Below are 23,457 nucleotides of genomic sequence, written 5' to 3'. Positions count from 1 at the left end.
GGTGACACAATTGTTGGAAAAGACCATAAAAGTGCTGTTATCACACTCGTTGAAAGACTATCGAAAGTGATTATTACGTTAAAACCAATAGGCAGACGAGCAATAGATATCGAAAATAGTTTAAATATTGAGATACTTTATACGCTTATCTAAACTATTTATTATTTAAAAATACGGATTACTTTTGAGAAATTTATCTTTATCGCAAGTCATCAGAATGGAAATTTTATAAACTATCATTGATTATCTATTGCTAATGACTGAACCTTAATTTACATATTAGATTCAACAAAAATTTTATCTCTCCAACTTAAATCAAAACTTCCTGCAAGCTCTGCGTATGATTCGTCAATTGCTCTTAACAATTTTCGTTCATCCATATTATTTTTAAGCATATTTAGTAATTTTTGATTCTCCAAGGGAAAAATTTTAACTAAATCAGCAATTTCATCTTTGTTTGATGACCTTAATGGAACACTTGCAACTGCTCGCCAAATATTTATAGTGTTATCATCCAACTCATCAGCAATAAATAAAGTGATAACATTTTTGTCAAATTTATCCACTGTCAAATTAGTTGCATGACGTAAAACAGGTTCCCACTCACCTCTTTTTTGAGCACGAGCATTCATAAGAGTAACTTCAAGCATTAATGTAAGATCTTCATAGTCAATAACAATGTCACCTACTCCACCAGCGGCATGAGACAATGGGCGCATTTCACCATCTAATGTCAAATTCAAGCTCTTTGTAATAAAAAATTCTTCTTTAGAAATATAAAACCATGCAATAGCAACAATATACTCGTAAATCGTTGGTATCGTAGCCAATTCTGATACTTCAGTCTTAATTCTTTCATCTTCTCTTACCGAAAATAGAGGTAGAAGTTCCATTATTTTCTCTCTTGGAAAATTTTCTGCTATAAATCTTCTAAATTTATTTTCTTTTTGTGTTAAAACAACACTTTCCATTTGTGAAATATCATTGATTCCAAGAAGTTTTTGAACGGATTCTAAAATAACAGATTCATCTAAATCTAATATATCTGTTATTCTTAATTCTTGATAGAATAAATAATCTAAGTTCTCTTCATAATCAGTATAACTTTCAATACCAGAAAAATTCATAGAGCTAAAAATTATTGAAGCAATATCTTGATTAGTAGAGTTCACTAGACCCATATTAAAATCTAATAATCCAGACAAATTAAATGTCCGTTTCGTCATATCTCTATATTCTCTCACAACATCATCTTTTTTAGAAAGTACAAATTGATTATAAATTAATTTATTGTTTTCTGATAATAATTCATTATCTGCGTTTTCATATAAAAAATCTTGGATATTTTTCGATTTCATAAATTTAGTTGTAGTAAAAATTGCTTTTCCAAATCCAAACGCTTTTGTTAATTTATCATCAGAACTCACATCAAGTAATTCTTTTAAAGTATCAACATTCTTATTAGTTTTAAAAGTCAATAATCTTTTTACAAATTCAAAATATAAATCCTGTGTTTCTGATGACTTTCTATTTACAAATAATAAATCAAATTCTTTTCGATTCAATTGTTCTTTTGAAAAAAGCTCATCAGCTGTTAATCTACTTCCAGTTTCTGGAAAAGTTCGATCTAAAAAATCTGAGAAAATTTCGTTATTATCATTAACACTTTGATAACTGTTAATTATCTCTTTTATTTGTTGATTATCAAATGACGGTTGAATCAAATGAATTAATGTTAAAAAATCTTGTTGAGGTATATTTCGATACTTTATAACTAATCCTAATGCAACACGAAAAGGATAAAAATAATTCAATTTATTTGAATGATAAACACGTAATTTTAATAGTTGACGAGTAAATAACAAATTATTCGAATCAATTCCTAATGCTCGCTCCACATTATTCATACTCAATGTTTTTTCATTTATCCAATTGTTTGCAACTCTTGAGAGCCTCCGTTGAGAATTTGTTAATCCAATTTTTACTAAAGCATTGGTTAGAGTTCTTCCTCTTTTGGCAAAATCTTCATCGGTATTCCTAGAAAATAAATCTGTCTCAGTCAAAATTTTATTATAAAATTCTGCTTGTGCAGTATTATTCCATTCATTAAATTCCAAATTGGTCTCTTGAAGATACGGCAGTAAAGTTTTATAATCGTCTATTAATGTTTTTCTTCTAAAACTAGTATCACCTAAGTTAAAAGTTTCAGCAGTTTTTGTAAGCTTCATTATAAATACCTCTCATAATTTGTAACCAAAACCTCAACTGTTTTACTTTTTTTCGCTGTCGATTGATAGTTGCTATTATTATAATCATGTTTCAAAATGTACACATTATATTTTGAAGCCCAGTTTTTAAGAACTTCATTTTCTTTTCCTTTATGAACTATTACATTTGAAAGGGCAAATTTTATATTTTTTTCATTTGCCTTATCCAGATATTCGTATAAATCCCGTTCTTCTTTTTCAGACCATCCTCCATTTTCATTATAAGTTGCTGTTGTGATAAGATACGGGGGGTCTGCATAAATAAAATCTCCTGTATATACACTAACCTCGCGAAAATCTTTCGAAGAGTATTCAATCTGTGCTTTTTTAATTACTTTTGAAAACTTGCGTAATTTTTCTTCCATTTTTTGGTTAAAATCCCGTTTACCAACGGGGAGATTATACTCACCTCTTGAATTAAATCGAATCTGATTATTGAAACCAAAGACAACTAACAAGTAAAATAACAATGGTGACGGTGAATTGTTATAATCTTTTCTTAATTTTAAAAATTTTTCTTTATTATATAAACTTAAACCACTAGCACTACTAGTAGAATAATATTCATACCCATTTCTTTTCGTATTAGATAAGCCATATTCACTTATTTTCAATTCAACCATATTAATGAAATCCTCCACATCTATAGATGATAGATACTCATAAAAATCAATTACATGAGTTTCAATATCATTCATAAGATAACTCTCGGCCTGACCATTTTTAATCAGGTTTGCAGTAATACTTCCCCCACCAGAAAACAAATCAACTAATCGTGTATAGTTTGATGGAAAATATGGTTTTAATTGTGGAATCAATTTTTGCTTTCCTCCTGTGTAATTCAGTGGTGAGTGAATTACTTCATCATCAACTGTACAAAGGTACAATAACTCCTTATGATTTTCAATATTAGATTTTCCCGTTGTAAAAGCATTGAAATCGATTGAAAAAACCTCTACATTACCACGTTTCTTTAATATAGAAATAATTTCTTCATTAGAAATCTTTGCATTTGAGCGTGAATTTCCTTTTTGAGCCATATTATTATATGAAACTAAGATATATCGTGCATTAATATTTTGAATCAAATCATCAAATGCCTGTGGGGCTTTTGATTTGGTATATGCGGATGATTTTTCAGCCCTATTAACTGCTTTCATAGCCACTCCCTCAACATCTGGCTTATTCCATTCCATGACATTTTCTAAAACATGATAGGCACTCTCGTAACCTCTAGAATTATACGGTGTATCAATATATACCAAATCTGTTTTTATTTTTCTGACTAACTGATTTGCGTCTTCGTTATAAATTTCATTTCCAAAATTTTTATTGAACTCTGGTATTCTTAAACACAGTGGTTTAAAACTATTCATTTTTTTCCTATATGCGTCAAAATGGCCTACGGTATTTGCTACTTTATCCATTGCATATAATAAAGATGTTAAAAGAAATGCTTTCTCACGTTCGTTTACATCATCATATGTTTCAATTTTTTCACGAATTGCATCAATTTTTTTAGCGTTCTCTACTGAAAAGTATTTATTTCCAAAATTTTCTGTGACGTAACCATGTATTCCTTCAAGATTATTGAGTTCCTTAATCTTTATGGTAATTTTTTTTTCATCAACTGTCATATTGCCAAACCACGTTTGATAAGAAATATAATTACTCGTAAGAATATCATTAATTATTATTTTTTTATTTTGTTTATTAAACAAATCAGCTACTACACCTGTTCCACCAAAAACATCTGCAACAGACTGTACATTAGTCGTATGTTCTGATACAACTCCATTAATAAAGTCAAGTATTTTCTGCTTGCTTCCTAAATACCTTCTATTATTTATACGAAGATGAGTTGATTCTGTTTTGAACAACTCTAACTGCTCATTATGATTTTCTTTCATTTTCTTCTCAATAAGTTCAATTTGTTTAAAATTCCAAGCATTTTGTCGTCCTTTTTTAATACTAGGTGTAGGAATTATATTCTTACGGACCCAATTATTTACAGTTTGTCGTGAAACATCGTACTTTTCCATTAATTCATGTGTTGTCATCATTTAGGCATCACTCTCTCTTTACAGTTATTATAATTCTATCATATCTTCAATAATAAGTAATTAATTACTTTCATATATTAAATTTAAAAAGATTAATTCAAAATTGGTTGTTACATAAATATGTCTGTCAAGTAATAAATACGTCTACACTTTTTATTTTATAACTTTAAAAATACAAAAAAACACCCTCCAAAATTGGAGAGTGTTTTGATATTCTGTATAAAAACGAATTAACGTTTTGAGAATTGTGATGCTTTACGAGCTTTTTTAAGACCTGGTTTTTTACGTTCAACCATACGAGCGTCACGTGTTAATAATCCTTCACGTTTAAGAGCTCCACGGAAGTCAGGATCTACTTGTAATAATGCACGAGCAATACCATGACGAGTTGCGCCAGATTGTCCTGCATATCCACCACCATTAACGTTTACGAAAACGTCATATGCGCCTTTTGTTTCAGTTAAAACAAGAGGTTGCATAATTACTTCACGTAAATCAGCATGTGGAATATATTCTTCGATGTCTTTGTTGTTCATTACTACTTTACCTGTTCCAGGTACTAAGCGTACGCGAGCAACAGATTTTTTACGACGGCCTGTGCCGATATATTGTACTTTAGCCAATCTATTTTCCTCCTTAAATTAGGTTTGTAATGTCTAATACTTCTGGTTTTTGAGCTTGTTGTTGATGTTCGCTTCCACCATAAACGAATAATTTAGACCATTGTTTACGTCCTAAAGTATTCTTTGGTAACATACCTTTGATAGAATTTTCAACTAAACGACGAGAGTTTTTATCACGTAGTTCACCAGCAGTGATAGATTTCAAACCACCTGGATGTTGGCTGTGACGGTAATATACTTTGTCAGTTGCTTTTTTACCAGTTAATTTTACTTTATCAGCATTAATTACAATTACATAATCACCAGTATCCACATGTGGTGTGAATGTTGGTTTATTTTTTCCACGTAAGATAGATGCTACAACTGTTGATAGACGTCCTAAAGGAACATCTGTTGCATCCACTACATACCATTTACGATCTACTTCGCCATTTTTGGCCATATATGTTGTACGCATGGGTGTTTTTCCTCCAATTTTCTTCTGTTGTTTGACATAACACAATAAGTTTCCGGGGCTCATCGTGGGGCAAACAATACCACTAACCATATTATCCTTATTTTGTTGATATGTCAACAAAATTCACATTATTTATGACACTTTTTCTCGCCGTTATAATCAACTTTCATTAAAAATAACCCCTCAGGTTGAGCAGTTGGTCCTGTCATTTTCTTGTCTTGGTTCGCTAGGGCACGTTGTATAGCGTCTTCTGGCAGTTGACCATTCCCTATTTTTAATAACGTCCCGACAAGCATACGAACCATTTTATATAAAAATCCATTTCCTTTAAACACAAATAATAATTCATCTTCACCTACTTCTTCTATTGTCACGCTGTAAACAGTTCGTGTCTTATCTTCCACAGAACTCCCTGTCGCGCAAAATACACTAAAGTCATGTTCTCCTTCAATAAAGCGAGCAGCACGTCTCATAGACTCTAAATCGAGCTCATAGCGGAAGTGTGCTGCATACAACCGTTTAAATGGATTAGGAGATTTGCCTGTATCAACATGATAGTGGTACTCTTTTCCAGTCGCTAGATATCTTGCATGAAAATCTTCTGGCACTTCTTCAATAGATAAAATGCTAATATCCTCTGGCGTTTGAGTATCTAAGGCAAAACGTAATTTTTCAACATCTCGTTTTTGTGGCAAATCAAAATGAATCACCTGACCGACTGCATGAACCCCTGAGTCCGTTCTACCAGACGGATGGATTGTCACAGGCTTTCCACTGTTTAGTCTCTTTAGAGTGGCTTCTATGACCTCCTGGATAGTAACAGCATTTGGTTGAATCTGAAAACCAGCATAATTTGTTCCATCATAACTAATAATGGCTTTATATCTTGTCATTCACTTTATCTCCTTCATTTTTTCCAATGAAAAAACGAGGCACAAGTCCTCGCTTTTTGTGTTTTAATTTCTAACTAATACTAGTACAATCGTCAATATGACAAATGATAACATAGCTAATGTATCGGTTTTATCCCAGTTTAGGACACGATATTTCGTACGGCCTTCGCCACCACGATAACCACGTGCTTCCATCGCAATCGCTAACTCTTCTGCTCGGTTAAAACTGCTGACGAATAATGGAATTAAAAGTGGGACAATAGCTTTCATCTTATCCATTAAGTTTCCTTCGCCAAAATCGACCCCACGAGCACGTTGCGCATTCATGATTTTTTCTGTTTCATCCATCAACGTTGGCACAAAACGCAACGCAATAGACAACATCAACGAAATCTCATGTGCTGGAAACTTTACTTTTTCCAATGGTCTAAGCAAATATTCAATCGCATCTGATAATGACAATGGCGGTGTGGTTAGCGTCAAAAGTGTCGACATAAAAATAATCAACACAAAACGAGTAAAGATAAAGAACCCATTAACCAAACCAAATTGACTAATGCTTATCCAACCCCACTCAAAGTAAACATGTCCCCCTCGTGTAAAGAGGATTTGCAACCCAACTGTAAATAAAATTAACCATAATAATGGCTTAACACCTTTAAGAAAGAAACTTAATTTAATTTGTGATAACCAAATACAAAACAGCGTAAAAGCAAACATCACACCAAACGATAAGAAGTTATTACAAATAAAAATAATCCCAATAAAATAAAAACTCGCTAATAACTTAGCTCGGGGGTCCATACGATGAACCAATGAGTCACCTGGTATATATCGACCTAAAATCAATTTATTCATCATCTGAAAGCACCTGCCTTTTCTCAAGTATCGGTAAAAGCTCTTCAGATAATTCTTCTGCAGTTAGTGGCAAGCGACTAAATTCCATGCCCTTTGCCATTAAATCAAAAGCAAATTCTGTCGCTGTTGGAACGCCTAATTGTTTTTCACGTAACCATTCTACATCATTAAAAATATCACGTGGATGTCCTTGTTTTTGAATTTTTCCTTTTTCTAAAACGACCATAAAGTCAGCATATTCAGCTACGTCATCCATCAAATGTGTTACTAATATGATGCCAATACCTTTTTCTTTATGTAACCTATAGAACATATCCATCATATCTTTTCTACCTTTAGGATCTAGTCCAGCTGTTGGTTCGTCTAAGATCAACACTTCAGGCTCCATTGCCAAAACTCCCGCAATGGCCACACGTCGCATTTGCCCTCCTGAAAGATCGAATGGGGAACGCTCAAGGTAACTATCGTCTAGTCCAACAAGTTCTAACATCTCACTAGCTAAACGTGTACTCTCTTCTTCTGACACACCAAAATTCTTTGGTCCAAAGGCTATATCCAAAGCAACTGTTTCATCAAATAATTGCGACTCTGGAAATTGGAACACAATTCCTACTTTTTTACGAATTGGCTTCAAGTTTTTATTACTTGTCTCAGGTGTAATCTCTCTATCTCCAATAAATACTTTCCCACTTGTAGGTTTCAGTAACGCATTCAAATGTTGCAACAAGGTTGATTTTCCACTACCAGTATGACCAACAATCGCACTGTAGCTATTACTTGGAATGTCTAAATTGATATCAAACAAAACACGTTGCTCAAATGGGCTATTAGGTTGATACGTAAAATCTACTTTCTCAAACCGTATGTCCATAGCCATTCCACCATTCCTTCCCTTGTCAAATACTCATTTGGTACGTCAATTCCTTTTTTACGTAAAGAAGCTTTTAATTTTTCAGGAAATGGGATATCTAATCCCATACCAATTAATGCTTCACCATGAGAAAATATTTCTTCTGGTGTTCCCTCATGAATAATCTCACCTTGCTTCATCACAAGAACACGATTGGCATAAGCTGCCTCATCAATATCATGTGTAATCGAGATAACTGTTAAATTTGTTTCCTCTTTTAAAGCGCGAATTGTTTCAATTACATCTTGTCTACCTTGTGGATCAAGCATGGAGGTTGCCTCATCTAAAATAATCACGTCAGGAGCTAATGCAATCACCCCTGCAATGGCGACACGTTGCTTTTGTCCACCAGATAATCTAGCTGGCTCTTTTATCTTGAAATCAGACATACGAACTCTCTCAAGCGCGTTGTTGACCCTTACAATCATTTCATCACGAGGTATCCCTTGATTTTCTAAACCAAAAGCCACATCATCTTCAACTGTTGAGCCGACAAACTGATTATCTGGATTTTGAAAAACCATACCAACCATCTTACGAATGTCCCAAATATTTTCTTCTGTTAATAATTCACCATTTACTTTTATTTCGCCAGATTCCGGTGATATTAAACCATTAATAGTTTTTGCTAAAGTAGACTTACCTGATCCATTATGACCAATTAACGCTACCCATTCACCTTTATTAATGGTAAGTGACACATCATTCAATGCTTTATGTTCCTGTCCATAATATTGGAAGGATATATTATTTAATTCAATTAAGGGATTTTTCATTTTACTGCCTTCCTTAAATAACGTCATTTTAATTTTTAAAAAATGCTTCTTTCTAAACCCAAACTTTTTGAGGATACAAAGAAACATTTTTATGTATAATAACCATTTATCATAAATGATGATATAAAAAAAGCACTTTATATGATGAGCGCAAGTCCTCTATCTCAAAAGACAGAGGACCGCACCGAGCTAGACTCGGAGAAAACTCTCCAACATCATAACACTCTAAAAAGATCATCTATAAAGTGATGCAATTATCAAAATTAAACAAGTTCAATGATAACCATTGGTGCTGCGTCTCCACGGCGTTGTCCTTTTTTAAGGATACGTGTGTAACCACCTTGACGGTCAGCATAACGAGGTCCTAAGTCATTGAATAATTTTTGTAAAGCACTTTCTTCAATGATAGTTTCTTCATTTTCGTCTAAACGAGCTTCTAAGTATTCATTTCTTACGAATGCTGCTGCTTGACGACGAGCATGAAGATCCCCACGTTTACCTAAAGTAATCATTTTTTCAGTTGTTGAACGGATTTCTTTTGCACGAGCTTCAGTTGTCTCAATGCGTTCATTGATAATTAAATCAGTTGTTAAATCACGTAACATTGCTTTTCGTTGGCTGCTTGTGCGACCTAATTTACGATAACTCACGTCGTGTTCCCTCCTTTAATCGGTTTAGATTAGTCCTCTTGGCGTAATCCTAGAGAAAGATCAGCTAATTTAGCTTTTACTTCTTCAAGTGACTTACGGCCTAAGTTACGAACTTTAATCATTTCTGCTTCTGATTTATTGGTTAATTCTTGTAATGTATTGATGCCTGCGCGTTTCAAACAGTTATAAGAACGAACTGATAAATCAAGCTCTTCGATTGTTGTTTCTAACATTTTTTCTTTTTGTGTTTCTTCTTTTTCAATCATGATTTCGGCATTTTTCGCTTCATCAGTCAAGTTAACAAAAATATCTAAATGCTCAGTCAAGATTTTAGCAGATAAACTGATAGCTTCTTGTGGAGCGATAGATCCATCTGTCCAGACATCTAAAGTTAGTTTGTCGTAATCATCACGACGCCCAACACGTGTATTTTCTACTTGATAGTTTACACGATTAACTGGCGTGTAGATAGAATCCACTGGTAATACACCAATAGGCATATCTTCACTTTTATTTTCTTCTGCTTGTACATAACCACGTCCTGGCTTAACAGTTAAGCTTGCACGGAAAGTCGCACCTTCAGCAACGCTACAAATGAATAAATCTTTATTCATAATTTCAACATCACTGTCAGTAAGAATATCTCCAGCAGTAACGTCAGCTGGTCCAGTTATATCAATCTCAAGAGTCTTTTCTTCATCAGTGTATAACTTTAAAGCCAATCCCTTGATATTTAGAATAATTTGAGTGACATCCTCACGTACACCTTTGACAGTTGAAAATTCATGCAACACACCATCGATTTGTAAATTAGTGATGGCAGCCCCTGGTAGAGACGATAATAAAATACGGCGTAGGGAATTCCCTAAAGTCGTTCCATATCCTCTTTCAAGCGGTTCGATGACGAACTTGCCATAATCTCTATCTTCATCGATTTTTGTGATTCTTGGTTTCTCAAATTCAATCATTCTTGTCTATACCCCTTTCAAAACGAAAGTGTCTTGTTCAATGTCGCTATAATTCCTATCCAATGAATAAACTCTCACTAAACACGACGGCGTTTTGGAGGGCGACATCCATTATGTGGAACTGGAGTAACGTCACGAATTGCTGTCACTTCTAATCCTGTTGCTTGTAATGAACGAATAGCTGCTTCACGACCAGAACCAGGTCCTTTTACAGTTACGTCAACAGTTTTCAAGCCATGTTCCATAGCTGCTTTTGCTGCAGTTTCAGCTGCCATTTGAGCTGCGAATGGAGTTGCTTTTTTACTACCTTTAAATCCTAATGAACCTGCAGATGACCATGCAATTGCATTTCCATGTACGTCAGTTAACATTACGATTGTATTATTGAAAGTAGAGTGGATATGTGCCACACCTGCTTCAATATTTTTTTTCACTCGGCGTTTTCTTGAAACTTTTTTTGCTACCATGAAGCTTTAAACCTCCTTCACTCTAATCTTATTTTTTCTTGCCAGCGATTGAACGAGCTGGGCCTTTTCTAGTACGAGCATTGTTTTTTGTGTTTTGACCACGAGTTGGCAAACCACGACGATGACGCATACCTCTGTATGAACCAATTTCCATCAAACGTTTGATGTTTAAGTTCACTTCACGACGTAAGTCACCTTCAACTTTTAATTTATCTACTGCAGCACGGATGCTATCAGTTTGTTCGTTAGTTAAATCGCGCACACGAATATCTTCAGAAACTCCTGCTTCTTTTAAGATTTCTTGAGAAGTTTTCTTTCCAATACCGTAAATGTAAGTAAGCGAAATAACAACACGTTTATCACGAGGAATATCTACACCTGCAATACGAGCCATTATTCGTTACACCTCCTTTATCCTTGACGTTGTTTATGTTTTGGGTTTTCACAGATAACCATAACTCGACCTTTACGACGAATTATTTTGCATTTTTCACAAATTGGTTTTACTGATGGTCTTACTTTCATGATTATACCTCCTTGAATTTTACGGAGTACAATTATTTAAAGCGGTAAGTAATACGACCGCGAGTTAAATCATATGGAGATAACTCAACAGTTACTTTGTCACCAGGTAAAATACGAATGTAATGCATTCTGATCTTTCCTGATACGTGAGCCAAAATAACATGGCCATTTTCTAATTCAACTTTAAACATTGCATTCGGCAAAGTTTCGACGACTGTACCTTCGATTTCAATCATATCTTCTTTCGCCACAACTAGTACCTCCTTATACAGTGTTTGCATCTGACAATTGACAAAAATAGTACTCACACCTATTTCTTTTCAACTTTTGTATTATAGCATAAAAGCCACACAAAGAAAAGATACCAACGCTAATTCAATGAAAAAACGCAGGTAAGAAATAGTGAGTGACATAGAATAAATCGATAACTAGATGAGCGATCTAATTGGCTTTATCTATGATTGATTTCACATCTTCAAAAACAGCATCAATATCACGATCTCCATCAATAGTGTGTAACACACCTTTATCTTGGTAATACGCTAAAATTGGTTCGCTATTTTTAATGTTAACTTCTAGACGATTCTTAACTGTCTCAGGCTTGTCATCTTCTCTTTGATAAAAATCATGACTACCACAACGATCACAAGTACCTTCCACTTTTGGTGGATTGTTTGTTTTGTGATATGTTGCGCCACAACTTCTACAAATGATACGACCAGCAAGACGGTCAACTAACACATCTTCTGCTACATGGATGTTTAGAACATCATCTACTTTTTTACCTAACTCCTCTAAAATTGTATCTAATTCTTCTGCTTGAGCTAGTGTACGAGGAAATCCATCTAATAAAAATCCTTTTTCTGTATCAGCTTGTGATAAACGATCTTTTACAATCCCGTTTGTCACAGAATCTGGAACTAATTCACCTTTATCGATATAAGATTTTGCTTCTTTACCAAGAGGTGTTTCATTCTTCATTGCTTCACGGAACATATCTCCAGTAGAAATATGTGGGATTTCATAAACATCGACGATTCTTTCCGCTTGAGTACCTTTACCTGCTCCTGGCAACCCCATTAGGATGAGATTCATTTGTTTTCCTCCTTAAGTTCGAGAAAAGTGCTGAGGTAAAACCCCAACACACACTCTTACTCTCTGATAAAACCAGTGTACTGACGCTTCAACAATAACCCTTCAAGCTGTTTATTCGTTTCAAGAGCCACACTAATGACAATCAGTAAACTTGTTCCTCCCAATCCAATTGATTGAGGTAAGCCCCAAATATTTTGTGCAATAATTGGTAGAATTGCCACTAATCCTAAGAAGACAGATCCAACAACACTTAATCTCATTAATAAAGACGAAATGAATTTTTCTGTTTCTTGGCCAGGTCGTACACTTGGAATATAACTTCCTTGCTTCTGCAAATTCTCAGCAACTTTCTCAGGATTAACCTGAACAAAGGCATAGAAGAATGTAAAAGCAACAATCATAATGGTATAAAGTATTCCACCTGGGATAGTTGAATAATCAAACAATGTTGTCAACACATCAAACCAAGTTTTACCACCTTGTGTTGTTTTAAAGGCAGTTAAAATAGCTTGTGGTGTTGCAATAATTGAGCTGGCAAAGATAACAGGAATAACTCCTGCTGCATTTACTTTTAATGGTAAATAGCTACTTTGTGGTGCGCCAGCTACGCGTTTTGTATATTGAATTGGTATCTTTCTTTCTGCTTGTTGCACATACGTTACCATAACCACTACTAAAAGAATAGCAATAATTAAAGCAAGTATGAATAATACAGATTTCCACATATCAGATTTATCAATATTGACAAAATAGTCTACATAGATTTCTTTAATACTTGATGGGAATCTTGCGATAATCCCAGCAAAGATAATCATTGAGACACCATTTCCAATTCCTTTTTCAGATATTTGCTCCCCCATCCAAGTAACTAACATGGTACCAGCTGTTAAGATGATTCCGATACTTACATACGTAAATACACTTGGACTTTTCACAAGACCAGCATTTGCATACATGTTAAAACCAGCTGTGATAGCAATCGATTGAACAAAACCTAACACAAGCGTAATATAACGCGTTGCCTGATTTAATTTACGACGACCTACCTCACCTTGTTTTGACCACTCAACAAATTTTGGCACAATATCCATTTGAAGTAATTGAACAATAATAGATGCAGTAATGTATGGCGATACTCCCATTGCGAACAATGAGAATCTCTCCATGGCATTACCACTGACCGTGTTGAACATCGCCATCAATGCCAAATCATTCAGATTTGTCAGTGCTTTTGCGTCAACACCAGGTACTGTAATGTGTGCTCCAACTCTAAACGCGAAGAGAATGAAAAGTGTAAAAAATATCTTATTACGAATATTTTCTATCTTAAACGAATCCTTCAACAGCTTAAACATTAGATCACCTCAACTGACCCACCAGCTGCTTCAATTGCAGATTTTGCAGATTCAGAAAATTTAGCTGCTTTCACAGTAAGTTTTTTAGTTAATTCACCATTACCTAAAACTTTGATTCCTGATTTTTCGTTTTTAACGATTCCTGCTTCAATTAAAGTAGTTGGTGTTACTTCAGTACCATCTTCAAAACGATTTAACACGTCTAAGTTGATTACTGCATAATCTTTACGGTTAATGTTAGTAAATCCACGTTTTGGTAAACGACGGAATAAAGGAGTTTGTCCCCCTTCAAATCCTAAACGTACACCACCACCTGAACGTGATTTTTGACCTTTTTGTCCACGACCTGATGTTTTACCGTTACCAGATGATGATCCACGACCTACACGATTACGTACATGTCTTGATCCTTCTGCCGGATGTAACTCATGAAGTTTCATATATTCGGCACCTCCTTAAAAATAGTCTACCTACAAATTACACTTAAATTTCTTCAACGTCCACTAAATGTGATATAGTGTTTACCATTCCTTTAATTGCTTCGTTGTTTGGTTTAACAACTGTAGAATTAGTTTTTTTCAAGCCTAAAGCTTTCACTGTATCACGTTGATTTTGAGGACGTCCAATGATACTACGTTTTAAAGTAATTTTTAATTCGCTCATTTTTGGTCCCCCTTATCCGATTAGTTCGTCAACAGAAATGCCTCTAAGTTCAGCCACTTCTTCTGCACGTTTTAGTCTACTTAATCCTTCAACAGTTGCGCGAACAACGTTGACAGGTGTGTTTGATCCTAAAGATTTACTTGTAATATCAGAAATACCCGCTAACTCAAGGACGGCACGTACTGGTCCACCAGCAGCAACCCCAGAACCGGCTACAGCAGGTTTCATAAGGATACGTCCACCACAGAATGATCCAATCACTTCGTGAGGAATTGTTGAGCCTACCATTGGTACTTCGATTAAGTTTTTCTTAGCATCTTCTACTGCTTTACGAATTGCTTCAGGTACTTCTTGAGCTTTACCAGTACCAAATCCAACGTGACCATTTCTATCTCCAACTACTACTAAAGCAGCAAAGCGTAGACGACGTCCACCTTTAACAACTTTAGATACGCGGTTAATAGCTACTACGCGGTCTTCTAAGTCGAATTGTCTAGCATCTAAATTAGCCATGAATGGTGTTCCTCCTTTTCCTAAAATTCTAGTCCATTTTCACGTGCTGCTTCAGCTAATGCAGCTACACGTCCATGGTAAAGGTATCCACCACGGTCAAAGACTACTTCTTTAATACCTTTTTCTGTTGCTTTTTTAGCGATTGAAGCTCCTACAGCTGTAGCTGCTTCAGTTTTGTTTTCTCCTGTGATATCTTTATCAACAGTAGAGGCACTTGCAAGTGTCACACCCGCTACGTCATCAATTAATTGAGCGTAGATGTTTTTGTTAGAACGGAATACGTTCAAGCGTGGGCACTCGGCAGTACCAGAGATTTTACTACGTACGCGTTGATGTCTCTTTTGGCGCACTTTATTTTTATCTGGTTTTGAAATCACACTTGTCACCTCATTAATTTATTTGTTATTTACCAGTTTTACCTTCTTTACGTCTTACGTGTTCGCCAACATAGCGAATACCTTTACCTTTATAAGGTTCAGGAGGACGTACTCCACGAATGTTTGCTGAAAGTTCTCCAACAACTTCTTTGTTAGATCCTTTAACAATAATTTGTGTGTTTGAAGGAACTTCAATTGTGATGCCTTCTGGTGTTTCAAACTCAACTGGATGTGAATATCCAACGTTTAAAACAAGTTTTTTACCTTGTAATTGAGCACGGTAACCAACCCCGATTAGTTCAAGAGCTTTTTCAAACCCTTCACTAACACCAACAACCATGTTGTTTAAGTTAGCACGCATTGTACCATGTAAGGTTTTGTTTTCTTTAGTATCATCAGGACGAGTTAAGACAACTTCACCTTCTGAAATGTTTAACGTAATATTTGGTGAAAACTCACGAGTTAATTCACCTTTTGGACCTTTAACCGTAACAGTGTTTCCTGATTGTGTTACTGTAACACCTGCAGGAACTACGACTGGTTTATTTCCGATACGACTCACTCTAGGCCACCTCCTTGATTAATAATTTTTTACCAAACGTATGCTAGTACTTCTCCACCAGTGTTACGCTCTCTTGCTTCTTTATCAGTTAAGATACCTTCTGAAGTTGAGATAATAGCTATACCTAAACCATTTAATACTTTAGGTACTTCATCAGCTTTTACATAAACACGTAAACCTGGTTTAGAGATACGTTTTAAGTTAGTAATAACGCGTTCGTCGTTTTTACCATATTTTAAGAAAACACGGATGATTCCTTGTTTGTCATCTTCGATGAATTCTACTTCACGCACAAAACCTTCACGTTGTAAGATTTTTGCGATTTCAAGTTTGATTGTTGATGCAGGCACTTCTAATGATTCGTGTTTTACGATATTCGCATTACGAATACGAGTTAAGAAGTCTGCAATTGGATCTGTCATCACCATTGAGTCCTTTACCTCCTTTTGCGGTTTACTTTTTTTACCAGCTTGCTTTCTTCACGCCGGGAATTTGTCCTTTATAGGCAAGTTCACGGAAGCAAATACGGCAAAGTTTAAATTTGCGATAAACTGAATGTGGACGTCCACAACGTTCACAACGAGTGTATTCTTGAGTTGAGAATTTTGCTGGGCGTTTATTTTTAGCAATCATTGATTTTTTAGCCACGTAGTTCGCCTCCTTAAATTATTTTTGGAATGGCATTCCAAGTTGACCTAATAACTCACGAGCTTCCTCATCAGTATTAGCTGTTGTAACAATAACAATGTCCATTCCTCGAACTTTATCTACTAAATCGTAATCAACTTCAGGGAAAATTAATTGTTCTTTTACACCTAAAGTGTAATTTCCACGTCCGTCAAATGATTTTTTGCTGATACCATGGAAGTCACGTACACGAGGTAAAGAGACAGATACTAATTTATCTAAAAATTCGTACATTCTTTCTCCACGTAAAGTTACTTTACATCCGATTGGCATTCCTTCACGTAAACGGAAACCAGCGATAGATTTTTTAGCTTTTGTAATAATTGGTTTTTGTCCAGAGATTAAAGCAAGTTCTTCAACAGCTTTATCTAAGTTTTTACTATTTGATACTGCATCACCAACACCCATGTTAATAACGATTTTATCAACTTTAGGTGTTTGCATAACAGAAGAGTAATTAAATTTTTCCACCAATGATGGTGTTACTTCATTAAGATACTTTTCTTTTAGGCGGTTCATTCAACATTGCCTCCTTCCTGATATTCTTATTTATCTAAAACTTCTCCAGTTTTCTTAGAAACACGTACTTTTTTGCCATCTACTTCTTTGTATCCTACACGTGTTGGTTCACCATTAGATGGATCAACCACCATTACATTAGAAACGTGAATAGATGCCTCCATTTCGATAATTCCACCTTGTGGAGCTGTCGCGCTAGGTTTTTGGTGTTTTTTCATAATGTTAACACCTTCAACGATGACGCGATCTTTCTTCGGAAATGCTTGGAGTACGATTCCCTCTTTATTTTTATCTTTACCTGAGATAACTTTTACTTTATCGCCTTTTTTAACGAACATCTTGTTTCGCACCTCCTTTAAACATGAGTATGTATTATAACACTTCTGGTGCTAGTGAGACTATTTTCATAAAGTTGTTGTCACGTAATTCACGAGCAACTGGCCCAAAGATACGAGTACCACGTGGGCTCTTGTCATCACGAATAATCACACATGCATTTTCATCAAATTTGATATAAGAACCGTCACTACGACGAGCTCCTGATTTTGTACGAACGATAACAGCTTTAACTACTTCGCCTTTTTTAACAACTCCACCTGGTGTTGCTTGTTTAACCGTACAAACCACAACGTCACCGATATTTGCTGTTTTACGACCAGAACCACCAAGTACTTTAATTGTAAGTACTTCACGAGCTCCTGAGTTGTCAGCAACTTTCATACGACTTTCTTGTTGGATCACTTGAGTATCCTCCTTTCAAACTTTCAGGTTTCTCTATGGGAAAATTCGAATTAAATAATTACTGCTTCTTCTACAACTTCTAATAAACGGAAGCGTTTTGTCGCAGACAATGGACGAGTTTCCATAATTTTAACGATGTCTCCCGTTTTTGCTACATTGTTTTCATCATGAGCTTTATATTTCTTAGAGTATTTAACTCTCTTACCATAAATCTTATGAGTTTTCTTTGTTTCTACTACAACAACGATAGTTTTATCCATTTTATCGGAAACTACGCGTCCAGTGTAAACTTTACGTTCATTTCTTTCTTGAGTCATCTATCAATGGCCTCCTTCCACTATTACTTAGCAGCTTCTTCACGCAAAACTGTTTTGATGCGTGCAATCGATTTACGAACTTCTGAAATTCGCGCTGTGTTTTCTAATTGACCTGTTGCTAATTGGAAACGTAAGTTGAAAAGTTCTTCTTTATACTCTTTCTCTTTAGCGATCATTTCGGTAGTGGTTAACTCTCTGATATCTTTAACCTTCATTCGATTCACCACCCATTTCTTCACGTTTTACAATTTTTGTTTTAATAGGTAACTTGTTAGAAGCAAGTCTTAATGCTTCACGAGCTACATCTTCAGGAACGCCGGCAACTTCAAACATGATTTTTCCACGTTTTACTGGTGCAACCCATCCTTCAGGAGCCCCTTTACCAGAACCCATACGAACACCAATTGCTTTTGATGTATATGATTTGTGAGGGAAAATTTTAATCCATACTTTCCCACCACGTTTCATGTGACGAGTCATTGCGATACGGGCAGCTTCGATTTGACGGTTAGTAATCCAATGAGAATCAACAGCTTGTAAGCCGTATTCACCAAATGCGATTTCTTTACCACCTTTAGCTTCACCACGCATTTTACCTCTAAATTCACGACGGTGTTTTACACGTTTAGGTACTAACATGATTATTTCCCTCCTTTCTCAGTGTTTTTCTTTTCAGGAAGAATTTCTCCACGATAAATCCACACTTTAACTCCTAGTTTTCCGTATGTTGTATCTGCTTCTTCCCAAGCATAATCAATATCTGCTCTTAATGTGTGCAATGGAACAGTTCCTTCAGAATAACCTTCAGAACGTGCCATATCAGCACCATTTAAACGTCCAGATACAAGAGTTTTGATACCTTGAGCACCTGATCTCATTGTACGTTGGATAGCTTGTTTTTGAGCACGACGGAATGCTACACGGTTTTCTAATTGACGTGCAATTCCTTCTGCTACTAATTTAGCATCTAAGTCTGGTTTTTTGATTTCAACGATGTTGATGTGAACTCGTTTACCAGTTAATTTGTTTAATTCTTTACGTAAAGCTTCAACTTCAGATCCGCCTTTACCAATAACCATACCAGGTTTAGCAGTATGAATTGAAACGTTCACGCGATTTGCAGCACGTTCGATTTCAATGGTTGAAACAGAAGCATCAGCCAATCTAGTCGAAATGAATTTACGAATGTTCAAATCTTCATGCAGGTATTCAGCGTATTCTTTTTCTGCATACCATTTCGCATCCCAGTCACGAATGACGCCGACACGCATTCCAATTGGATTAATTTTTTGACCCACTGGTTGTCCCTCCTTATTTTTCTGATACTACTACTGTAATATGACTTGTTCTTTTGTTGATAGGTGAAGCAGATCCTTTTGCACGAGGACGGAAGCGTTTCATTGTTGGTCCTTCATTTACAAATACTTCTGATACTACTAAATCTTCAACATCTAAATCAAAGTTGTTTTCTGCGTTAGCAATAGCTGACATAAGCACTTTTTCAACAATACCTGCTGCTTTGTTAGGTGAGAATTTCAAGATTGAAATTGCTTCTCCTACTTGTTTACCTCTGATTAGGTCAACAACAAGTCTTGTCTTACGAGGTGAAGTGCGAATTGTTTTAGCTGTTGCTTTAGCTGAAGTAATTCTTTCTTCTGACATATTCGTGTCCTCCCCTCAATTAGCGATTTGTTTTTTTATCGTCAGCAGCGTGTCCGCGATAAGTTCTTGTTGGTGCGAATTCACCTAGTTTATGGCCTACCATGTCTTCTTGGATGTAAACAGGAACATGTTTTCTTCCATCATATACTGCGATAGTATATCCTATAAAGTTTGGAAAAATTGTAGAACGACGTGACCAAGTTTTAATTACTTTCTTTTTCGGTTGATCTTTTTGTGCTTCCACTTTTTTCATTAAGTGTTCATCGACAAAAGGTCCTTTTTTTAAGCTACGACCCATGGTGAACCTCCTCTCACATATTTCGTTTTAGCTATCAAATTATTTAGTTTTACGACGACGTACAATAAGTTTATCTGATTTAGCTTTTTTGCTACGTGTTTTATATCCAAGTGTTGGTTTGCCCCATGGACTCATTGGAGATGGACGTCCGATTGGTGCTTTACCTTCACCACCACCGTGTGGGTGATCGTTAGGGTTCATTACGCTACCACGTACAGTAGGACGTTTACCTAACCAGCGATTACGACCAGCTTTACCAATGTTAATTAATTCGTGTTGTTCGTTACCTACAGTACCGATTGTTGCACGACAAGTTCCTAAAATCATACGAACTTCTCCTGAATTCAAACGAACTAATACATATTTACCTTCTTTACCTAAAACTTGAGCGCTAGTACCAGCAGAACGGATTAATTGTCCACCTTTACCAGGTTTTAACTCAATGTTATGGATAACAGTACCAACTGGGATATTGTTCAATGGTAGAGCATTCCCTACTTTGATATCCGCATCTGGACCTGAAGAAATTTGTGCACCTACTTGGATGCCTTTTGGTGCTAAGATATATGCCTTCACACCATCAGTGTAATGGATTAATGCAATGTTAGCAGATCTGTTTGGATCATACTCAACTGTTTTTACAGTACCAACCACATTATCTTTATTACGTTTAAAATCAATTAAACGATATTGGCGTTTGTGTCCACCAGCTTGATGACGTACAGTAATTTTACCTTGGTTGTTACGTCCAGCGTTTTTACTTAATGGTTGTAATAACGTTTTTTCTGGTTTAGATGTTGTGATTTCAGCAAAATCAGAACCAGTCATGTTACGACGACCATTTGTGGTAGGTTTATACTTTTTAATCGCCACGTGATTTCCCTCCTACTTTAGTTGATGCTGTAATTATTCAGCATCAAAAATTTGAATTTCTTTTGAATCTTCTGTTAGTTGTACAATCGCTTTACGGCGTTTTTTAGTATAACCAGCATGTTTACCCATTCTTTTAAGTTTAGGTTTTACGTTCATGATGTTAACTTTTTTAACTTTAACGTCGAAAACTGATTCTACAGCTTGCTTAACTAATGTTTTGTTGGCTCTTACGTCAACTTCAAACGTGTATTTTTTTTCGTCCATAGCTGCTACAGACATTTCTGTAATAACTGGGCGTTTAATTACGTCGATTAATTCCATTATGCAAGCACCTCCTCTATTTGAGTTAGAGCAGTTTTAGTTACTAATAGTTTGTCAGCAGCGACTACATCAAGCACGCTTACGTTATTTGATTCTACAATAGAAACGTTTGGTAAGTTACGTCCTGATAAAGCAGCAAAATCATTGCCACCTTCTAGTACTACTAAAACTTTAGTGTCAACACTTAAGTTTGCTAAAACTTGTTTAAATTCTTTTGTTTTTGGTGCGTCGAAAGCTAATCCTTCAACAACAACTAGTTTGTTTTCAGCAACTTTTTCTGATAAAACAGATTTAATTGCTAAACGACGAACTTTTTTAGGTAATTTGTAGCTGTAAGAACGTGGTGTTGGTCCAAAGACAACTCCACCTCCACGCCATTGTGGTGAGCGGATAGATCCTTGACGCGCACGACCTGTTCCTTTTTGACGCCATGGTTTACGACCACCACCGCGTACAGCGCTACGATTTTTAACAGCGTGAGTTCCTTGTCTTAAAGAAGCACGTTGCATGATAATTGCATCGTAGACAACACTTTCGTTTGGCTCGATACCAAAAATAGCTTCATTTAATTCAATTTCGCCATTTTGAGTTCCATCTTGTTTAAATAATGCTACAGATGTCATTCTTAGTTCCTCCTCTCCCACAATTATTTAGCAGCCTTAACAGCTGTTTTAATTTCAATTAATGATTTTTTAGCTCCAGGAACATTTCCTTTTACTAAAATAACATTTTTATCTGTATCTACTCTTACGATTTCAAGGTTTTGAACCGTTACACGATCTCCACCCATACGTCCAGCAAGTTTTTTGCCTTTAAATACACGTGATGGATCAGACGCTCCACCCATTGAACCTGGACGGCGATGGTATCTAGAACCATGGGCCATAGGTCCACGAGATTGTCCGTGACGCTTAATAGCACCTTGGAAGCCGTGTCCTTTAGTTGTACCTGTGACATCAACAATGTCTCCTGCTTGGAAAACATCAACTGTGATTTCTTTACCTACTTCATATTCTCCTAGCTCAACATCATTGAATTCTCTAATGAAGCGCTTAGGAGTCGTATTTGCTTTTGCAACATGACCCTTAGCAGGTTTATTTGACAAAATATCACGTTTATCTTGGAAACCAACTTGGATAGCTTCGTATCCATCAGTTTCAACAGTTTTAACTTGTAAAACAACGTTTGGAGTTGCTTCGATAACTGTTACGGGGATTAATTCACCGTTTTCTGTAAATATTTGTGTCATACCTACTTTTTTACCTAAGATTCCTTTGGTCATGAGTACACCTCCATCTTTTAGTTATTATAATTTAATTTCAATGTTAACACCGCTTGGTAAGTCAAGCTTCATTAAAGCATCAACTGTTTTTGGTGTTGGGCTCACAATATCAATTAAACGTTTGTGAGTACGCATTTCGAATTGTTCACGTGAATCTTTGTATTTATGTGTCGCACGGATTACTGTATAAACTGAACGGTCAGTTGGTAATGGAATTGGTCCAGAAACCTCAGCACCTGTTCTTTTTGCTGTTTCTACAATTTTCTCTGCAGACTGATCTAATACACGATGTTCATACGCTTTTAAACGGATACGAATTTTTTGTTTTGCCATTTTGTTCCCTCCTTCGCCTATTTTAAAAGTAGACATAGCTCCTCGAAAATATCCAACACGCCACCATGGCAATGCTTCCTGGCGTGTCGCAACCTCTCGATTCAACGCCTCCGTATTTTCATACGAGGTACTAATATACTTTTTTATCAGCACCCCTAGAATTATACTAAAAAAGAATGCTATAAGCAACCCTTTTTTACATTAAATTCTTTTTATTTTCACCTTATTAGATATTTTTTTTATTTTATGCCTTAAATAGCAAAGTTTGAAAACTGTGGCTGTATAATTTTTGATGTGGATGAAGAAATTCATCTGCATCTATTTTTTTACATAAAAAAAGAAACATACGAATTTTCCAGGTAAAATTAAAGTGACCAAACCAAATTTTAGAAAGGAAGATTC

The 23,457-nt window shown here is 35.6% G+C and carries 37 protein-coding genes and 1 pseudogene; 1 reads left to right on the top strand and 37 read right to left on the bottom strand.

Annotated features, from left to right (window positions below; translation table 11 throughout):
• Positions 1–126 (top strand): annotated as a pseudogene (locus tag CBF36_RS10715) (IS30 family transposase); the annotation flags it as partial.
• Between the two features lie 146 nt (positions 127–272).
• Here CBF36_RS10715 and CBF36_RS10710 read toward each other — a convergent pair.
• From CBF36_RS10710 to rpsJ, 37 genes are all read right to left on the bottom strand, one after another.
• Positions 273–2,228, bottom strand: coding sequence for an AlwI family type II restriction endonuclease (locus tag CBF36_RS10710; RefSeq protein WP_125958403.1), 1,956 nt, complete (start codon positions 2,226–2,228; stop codon positions 273–275).
• The gene (locus CBF36_RS10705; protein WP_125958402.1) at positions 2,228–4,330 is read right to left on the bottom strand and encodes a Dam family site-specific DNA-(adenine-N6)-methyltransferase; all 2,103 of its coding nucleotides are present in this window, start codon (positions 4,328–4,330) and stop codon (positions 2,228–2,230) included. The genes CBF36_RS10710 and CBF36_RS10705 overlap by 1 nt, the downstream gene beginning before the upstream one ends.
• A gap of 230 nt (positions 4,331–4,560) precedes the next feature.
• Positions 4,561–4,953, bottom strand: coding sequence for a 30S ribosomal protein S9 (rpsI, locus tag CBF36_RS10700; protein ID WP_071457734.1), 393 nt, complete (start codon positions 4,951–4,953; stop codon positions 4,561–4,563).
• A gap of 13 nt (positions 4,954–4,966) precedes the next feature.
• Positions 4,967–5,410: a 50S ribosomal protein L13 gene (gene rplM, locus CBF36_RS10695; RefSeq protein WP_071457735.1), complete on the bottom strand. Its 444-nt coding sequence runs from the start codon at positions 5,408–5,410 to the stop codon at positions 4,967–4,969.
• Positions 5,411–5,538: 128 nt separating this feature from the next.
• The gene (truA, locus tag CBF36_RS10690) at positions 5,539–6,303 is read right to left on the bottom strand and encodes a tRNA pseudouridine(38-40) synthase TruA (RefSeq protein ID WP_125958401.1); all 765 of its coding nucleotides are present in this window, start codon (positions 6,301–6,303) and stop codon (positions 5,539–5,541) included.
• A 63-nt stretch (positions 6,304–6,366) separates the two neighbouring features.
• A complete protein-coding gene (locus tag CBF36_RS10685) occupies positions 6,367–7,164 on the bottom strand; it encodes an energy-coupling factor transporter transmembrane component T family protein (RefSeq protein ID WP_125958400.1) in 798 nt (265 codons plus the stop codon).
• The gene (locus CBF36_RS10680; RefSeq protein ID WP_125958399.1) at positions 7,154–8,032 is read right to left on the bottom strand and encodes an energy-coupling factor ABC transporter ATP-binding protein; all 879 of its coding nucleotides are present in this window, start codon (positions 8,030–8,032) and stop codon (positions 7,154–7,156) included. The genes CBF36_RS10685 and CBF36_RS10680 overlap by 11 nt, the downstream gene beginning before the upstream one ends.
• Positions 8,008–8,847 carry an energy-coupling factor ABC transporter ATP-binding protein gene (locus CBF36_RS10675; RefSeq protein ID WP_125958398.1) on the bottom strand — a complete coding sequence of 280 codons (840 nt, stop codon included), beginning with the start codon at positions 8,845–8,847 and terminating at the stop codon, positions 8,008–8,010. Before CBF36_RS10675 ends, CBF36_RS10680 begins: the two co-directional genes overlap by 25 nt.
• 263 nt (positions 8,848–9,110) lie before the next feature.
• Complete coding sequence (gene rplQ, locus CBF36_RS10670; RefSeq protein WP_125958397.1) at positions 9,111–9,497, bottom strand: 50S ribosomal protein L17; 387 nt, start codon at positions 9,495–9,497, stop codon at positions 9,111–9,113.
• Between the two features lie 29 nt (positions 9,498–9,526).
• Positions 9,527–10,465, bottom strand: a complete 939-nt coding sequence (locus tag CBF36_RS10665; RefSeq protein WP_125958396.1) for a DNA-directed RNA polymerase subunit alpha — start codon at positions 10,463–10,465, stop codon at positions 9,527–9,529.
• A gap of 77 nt (positions 10,466–10,542) precedes the next feature.
• Entirely contained in the window at positions 10,543–10,932 is a 390-nt protein-coding gene (rpsK, locus tag CBF36_RS10660) for a 30S ribosomal protein S11 (RefSeq protein WP_071457742.1), read from the bottom strand.
• 28 nt (positions 10,933–10,960) lie between these two features.
• Entirely contained in the window at positions 10,961–11,326 is a 366-nt protein-coding gene (gene rpsM / locus CBF36_RS10655) for a 30S ribosomal protein S13 (RefSeq protein ID WP_071457743.1), read from the bottom strand.
• Between the two features lie 17 nt (positions 11,327–11,343).
• Positions 11,344–11,457, bottom strand: a complete 114-nt coding sequence (rpmJ, locus tag CBF36_RS10650; protein WP_071457744.1) for a 50S ribosomal protein L36 — start codon at positions 11,455–11,457, stop codon at positions 11,344–11,346.
• A 32-nt stretch (positions 11,458–11,489) separates the two neighbouring features.
• Entirely contained in the window at positions 11,490–11,708 is a 219-nt protein-coding gene (infA, locus tag CBF36_RS10645; protein WP_071457745.1) for a translation initiation factor IF-1, read from the bottom strand.
• A 190-nt stretch (positions 11,709–11,898) separates the two neighbouring features.
• Entirely contained in the window at positions 11,899–12,552 is a 654-nt protein-coding gene (locus tag CBF36_RS10640; RefSeq protein ID WP_117973932.1) for an adenylate kinase, read from the bottom strand.
• Positions 12,553–12,608: 56 nt separating this feature from the next.
• The gene (gene secY, locus CBF36_RS10635; protein ID WP_125958395.1) at positions 12,609–13,907 is read right to left on the bottom strand and encodes a preprotein translocase subunit SecY; all 1,299 of its coding nucleotides are present in this window, start codon (positions 13,905–13,907) and stop codon (positions 12,609–12,611) included.
• Positions 13,907–14,347, bottom strand: coding sequence for a 50S ribosomal protein L15 (gene rplO / locus CBF36_RS10630; protein ID WP_125958394.1), 441 nt, complete (start codon positions 14,345–14,347; stop codon positions 13,907–13,909). Before rplO ends, secY begins: the two co-directional genes overlap by 1 nt.
• Positions 14,348–14,390: 43 nt before the next feature.
• On the bottom strand, positions 14,391–14,570 hold the full coding sequence (gene rpmD / locus CBF36_RS10625) for a 50S ribosomal protein L30 (protein ID WP_117973938.1): 180 nt from the start codon (positions 14,568–14,570) through the stop codon (positions 14,391–14,393).
• Positions 14,571–14,582: 12 nt separating this feature from the next.
• Positions 14,583–15,083 (bottom strand): 30S ribosomal protein S5, encoded by a 501-nt coding sequence (gene rpsE / locus CBF36_RS10620; protein WP_071457750.1) that lies wholly within the window; start codon positions 15,081–15,083, stop codon positions 14,583–14,585.
• A gap of 20 nt (positions 15,084–15,103) precedes the next feature.
• The gene (rplR, locus tag CBF36_RS10615) at positions 15,104–15,460 is read right to left on the bottom strand and encodes a 50S ribosomal protein L18 (RefSeq protein WP_125958393.1); all 357 of its coding nucleotides are present in this window, start codon (positions 15,458–15,460) and stop codon (positions 15,104–15,106) included.
• A gap of 25 nt (positions 15,461–15,485) precedes the next feature.
• The gene (rplF, locus tag CBF36_RS10610; protein WP_125958392.1) at positions 15,486–16,022 is read right to left on the bottom strand and encodes a 50S ribosomal protein L6; all 537 of its coding nucleotides are present in this window, start codon (positions 16,020–16,022) and stop codon (positions 15,486–15,488) included.
• A gap of 29 nt (positions 16,023–16,051) precedes the next feature.
• Positions 16,052–16,450 carry a 30S ribosomal protein S8 gene (rpsH, locus tag CBF36_RS10605; RefSeq protein WP_071457753.1) on the bottom strand — a complete coding sequence of 133 codons (399 nt, stop codon included), beginning with the start codon at positions 16,448–16,450 and terminating at the stop codon, positions 16,052–16,054.
• Positions 16,451–16,484: 34 nt separating this feature from the next.
• Entirely contained in the window at positions 16,485–16,670 is a 186-nt protein-coding gene (locus CBF36_RS10600; protein ID WP_016184192.1) for a type Z 30S ribosomal protein S14, read from the bottom strand.
• Positions 16,671–16,688: 18 nt separating this feature from the next.
• Entirely contained in the window at positions 16,689–17,228 is a 540-nt protein-coding gene (rplE, locus tag CBF36_RS10595) for a 50S ribosomal protein L5 (protein ID WP_071457754.1), read from the bottom strand.
• Between the two features lie 26 nt (positions 17,229–17,254).
• Positions 17,255–17,566 carry a 50S ribosomal protein L24 gene (gene rplX / locus CBF36_RS10590; protein ID WP_071457755.1) on the bottom strand — a complete coding sequence of 104 codons (312 nt, stop codon included), beginning with the start codon at positions 17,564–17,566 and terminating at the stop codon, positions 17,255–17,257.
• Positions 17,567–17,600: 34 nt separating this feature from the next.
• Positions 17,601–17,969: a 50S ribosomal protein L14 gene (gene rplN, locus CBF36_RS10585; RefSeq protein ID WP_071457756.1), complete on the bottom strand. Its 369-nt coding sequence runs from the start codon at positions 17,967–17,969 to the stop codon at positions 17,601–17,603.
• Positions 17,970–18,019: 50 nt separating this feature from the next.
• Positions 18,020–18,286, bottom strand: coding sequence for a 30S ribosomal protein S17 (gene rpsQ, locus CBF36_RS10580; RefSeq protein WP_071457757.1), 267 nt, complete (start codon positions 18,284–18,286; stop codon positions 18,020–18,022).
• Between the two features lie 23 nt (positions 18,287–18,309).
• Positions 18,310–18,501 (bottom strand): 50S ribosomal protein L29, encoded by a 192-nt coding sequence (rpmC, locus tag CBF36_RS10575; protein WP_071457758.1) that lies wholly within the window; start codon positions 18,499–18,501, stop codon positions 18,310–18,312.
• Entirely contained in the window at positions 18,491–18,925 is a 435-nt protein-coding gene (gene rplP, locus CBF36_RS10570) for a 50S ribosomal protein L16 (RefSeq protein WP_071457759.1), read from the bottom strand. Before rplP ends, rpmC begins: the two co-directional genes overlap by 11 nt.
• 2 nt (positions 18,926–18,927) lie before the next feature.
• Positions 18,928–19,584: a 30S ribosomal protein S3 gene (rpsC, locus tag CBF36_RS10565; RefSeq protein ID WP_071457760.1), complete on the bottom strand. Its 657-nt coding sequence runs from the start codon at positions 19,582–19,584 to the stop codon at positions 18,928–18,930.
• A 13-nt stretch (positions 19,585–19,597) separates the two neighbouring features.
• Complete coding sequence (gene rplV / locus CBF36_RS10560; RefSeq protein ID WP_071457761.1) at positions 19,598–19,948, bottom strand: 50S ribosomal protein L22; 351 nt, start codon at positions 19,946–19,948, stop codon at positions 19,598–19,600.
• A 19-nt stretch (positions 19,949–19,967) separates the two neighbouring features.
• Positions 19,968–20,246 (bottom strand): 30S ribosomal protein S19, encoded by a 279-nt coding sequence (rpsS, locus tag CBF36_RS10555; protein WP_071457762.1) that lies wholly within the window; start codon positions 20,244–20,246, stop codon positions 19,968–19,970.
• Positions 20,247–20,285: 39 nt separating this feature from the next.
• Positions 20,286–21,119, bottom strand: a complete 834-nt coding sequence (gene rplB / locus CBF36_RS10550; RefSeq protein ID WP_071457763.1) for a 50S ribosomal protein L2 — start codon at positions 21,117–21,119, stop codon at positions 20,286–20,288.
• 33 nt (positions 21,120–21,152) lie between these two features.
• Complete coding sequence (rplW, locus tag CBF36_RS10545; protein WP_117973950.1) at positions 21,153–21,440, bottom strand: 50S ribosomal protein L23; 288 nt, start codon at positions 21,438–21,440, stop codon at positions 21,153–21,155.
• Positions 21,440–22,063 carry a 50S ribosomal protein L4 gene (gene rplD, locus CBF36_RS10540; protein WP_117973952.1) on the bottom strand — a complete coding sequence of 208 codons (624 nt, stop codon included), beginning with the start codon at positions 22,061–22,063 and terminating at the stop codon, positions 21,440–21,442. The genes rplW and rplD overlap by 1 nt, the downstream gene beginning before the upstream one ends.
• A gap of 23 nt (positions 22,064–22,086) precedes the next feature.
• Positions 22,087–22,722, bottom strand: coding sequence for a 50S ribosomal protein L3 (gene rplC / locus CBF36_RS10535; protein WP_125958391.1), 636 nt, complete (start codon positions 22,720–22,722; stop codon positions 22,087–22,089).
• Between the two features lie 24 nt (positions 22,723–22,746).
• Positions 22,747–23,055 carry a 30S ribosomal protein S10 gene (rpsJ, locus tag CBF36_RS10530; protein WP_071457767.1) on the bottom strand — a complete coding sequence of 103 codons (309 nt, stop codon included), beginning with the start codon at positions 23,053–23,055 and terminating at the stop codon, positions 22,747–22,749.
• Between the last annotated feature and the right edge of the window lie 402 nt (positions 23,056–23,457).

It is taken from the genome of Vagococcus bubulae, assembly GCF_003950315.1.
In the GTDB taxonomy this organism is placed as follows: domain Bacteria; phylum Bacillota; class Bacilli; order Lactobacillales; family Vagococcaceae; genus Vagococcus; species Vagococcus bubulae.
This window is presented reverse-complemented; position numbering and strand designations above follow the sequence as displayed.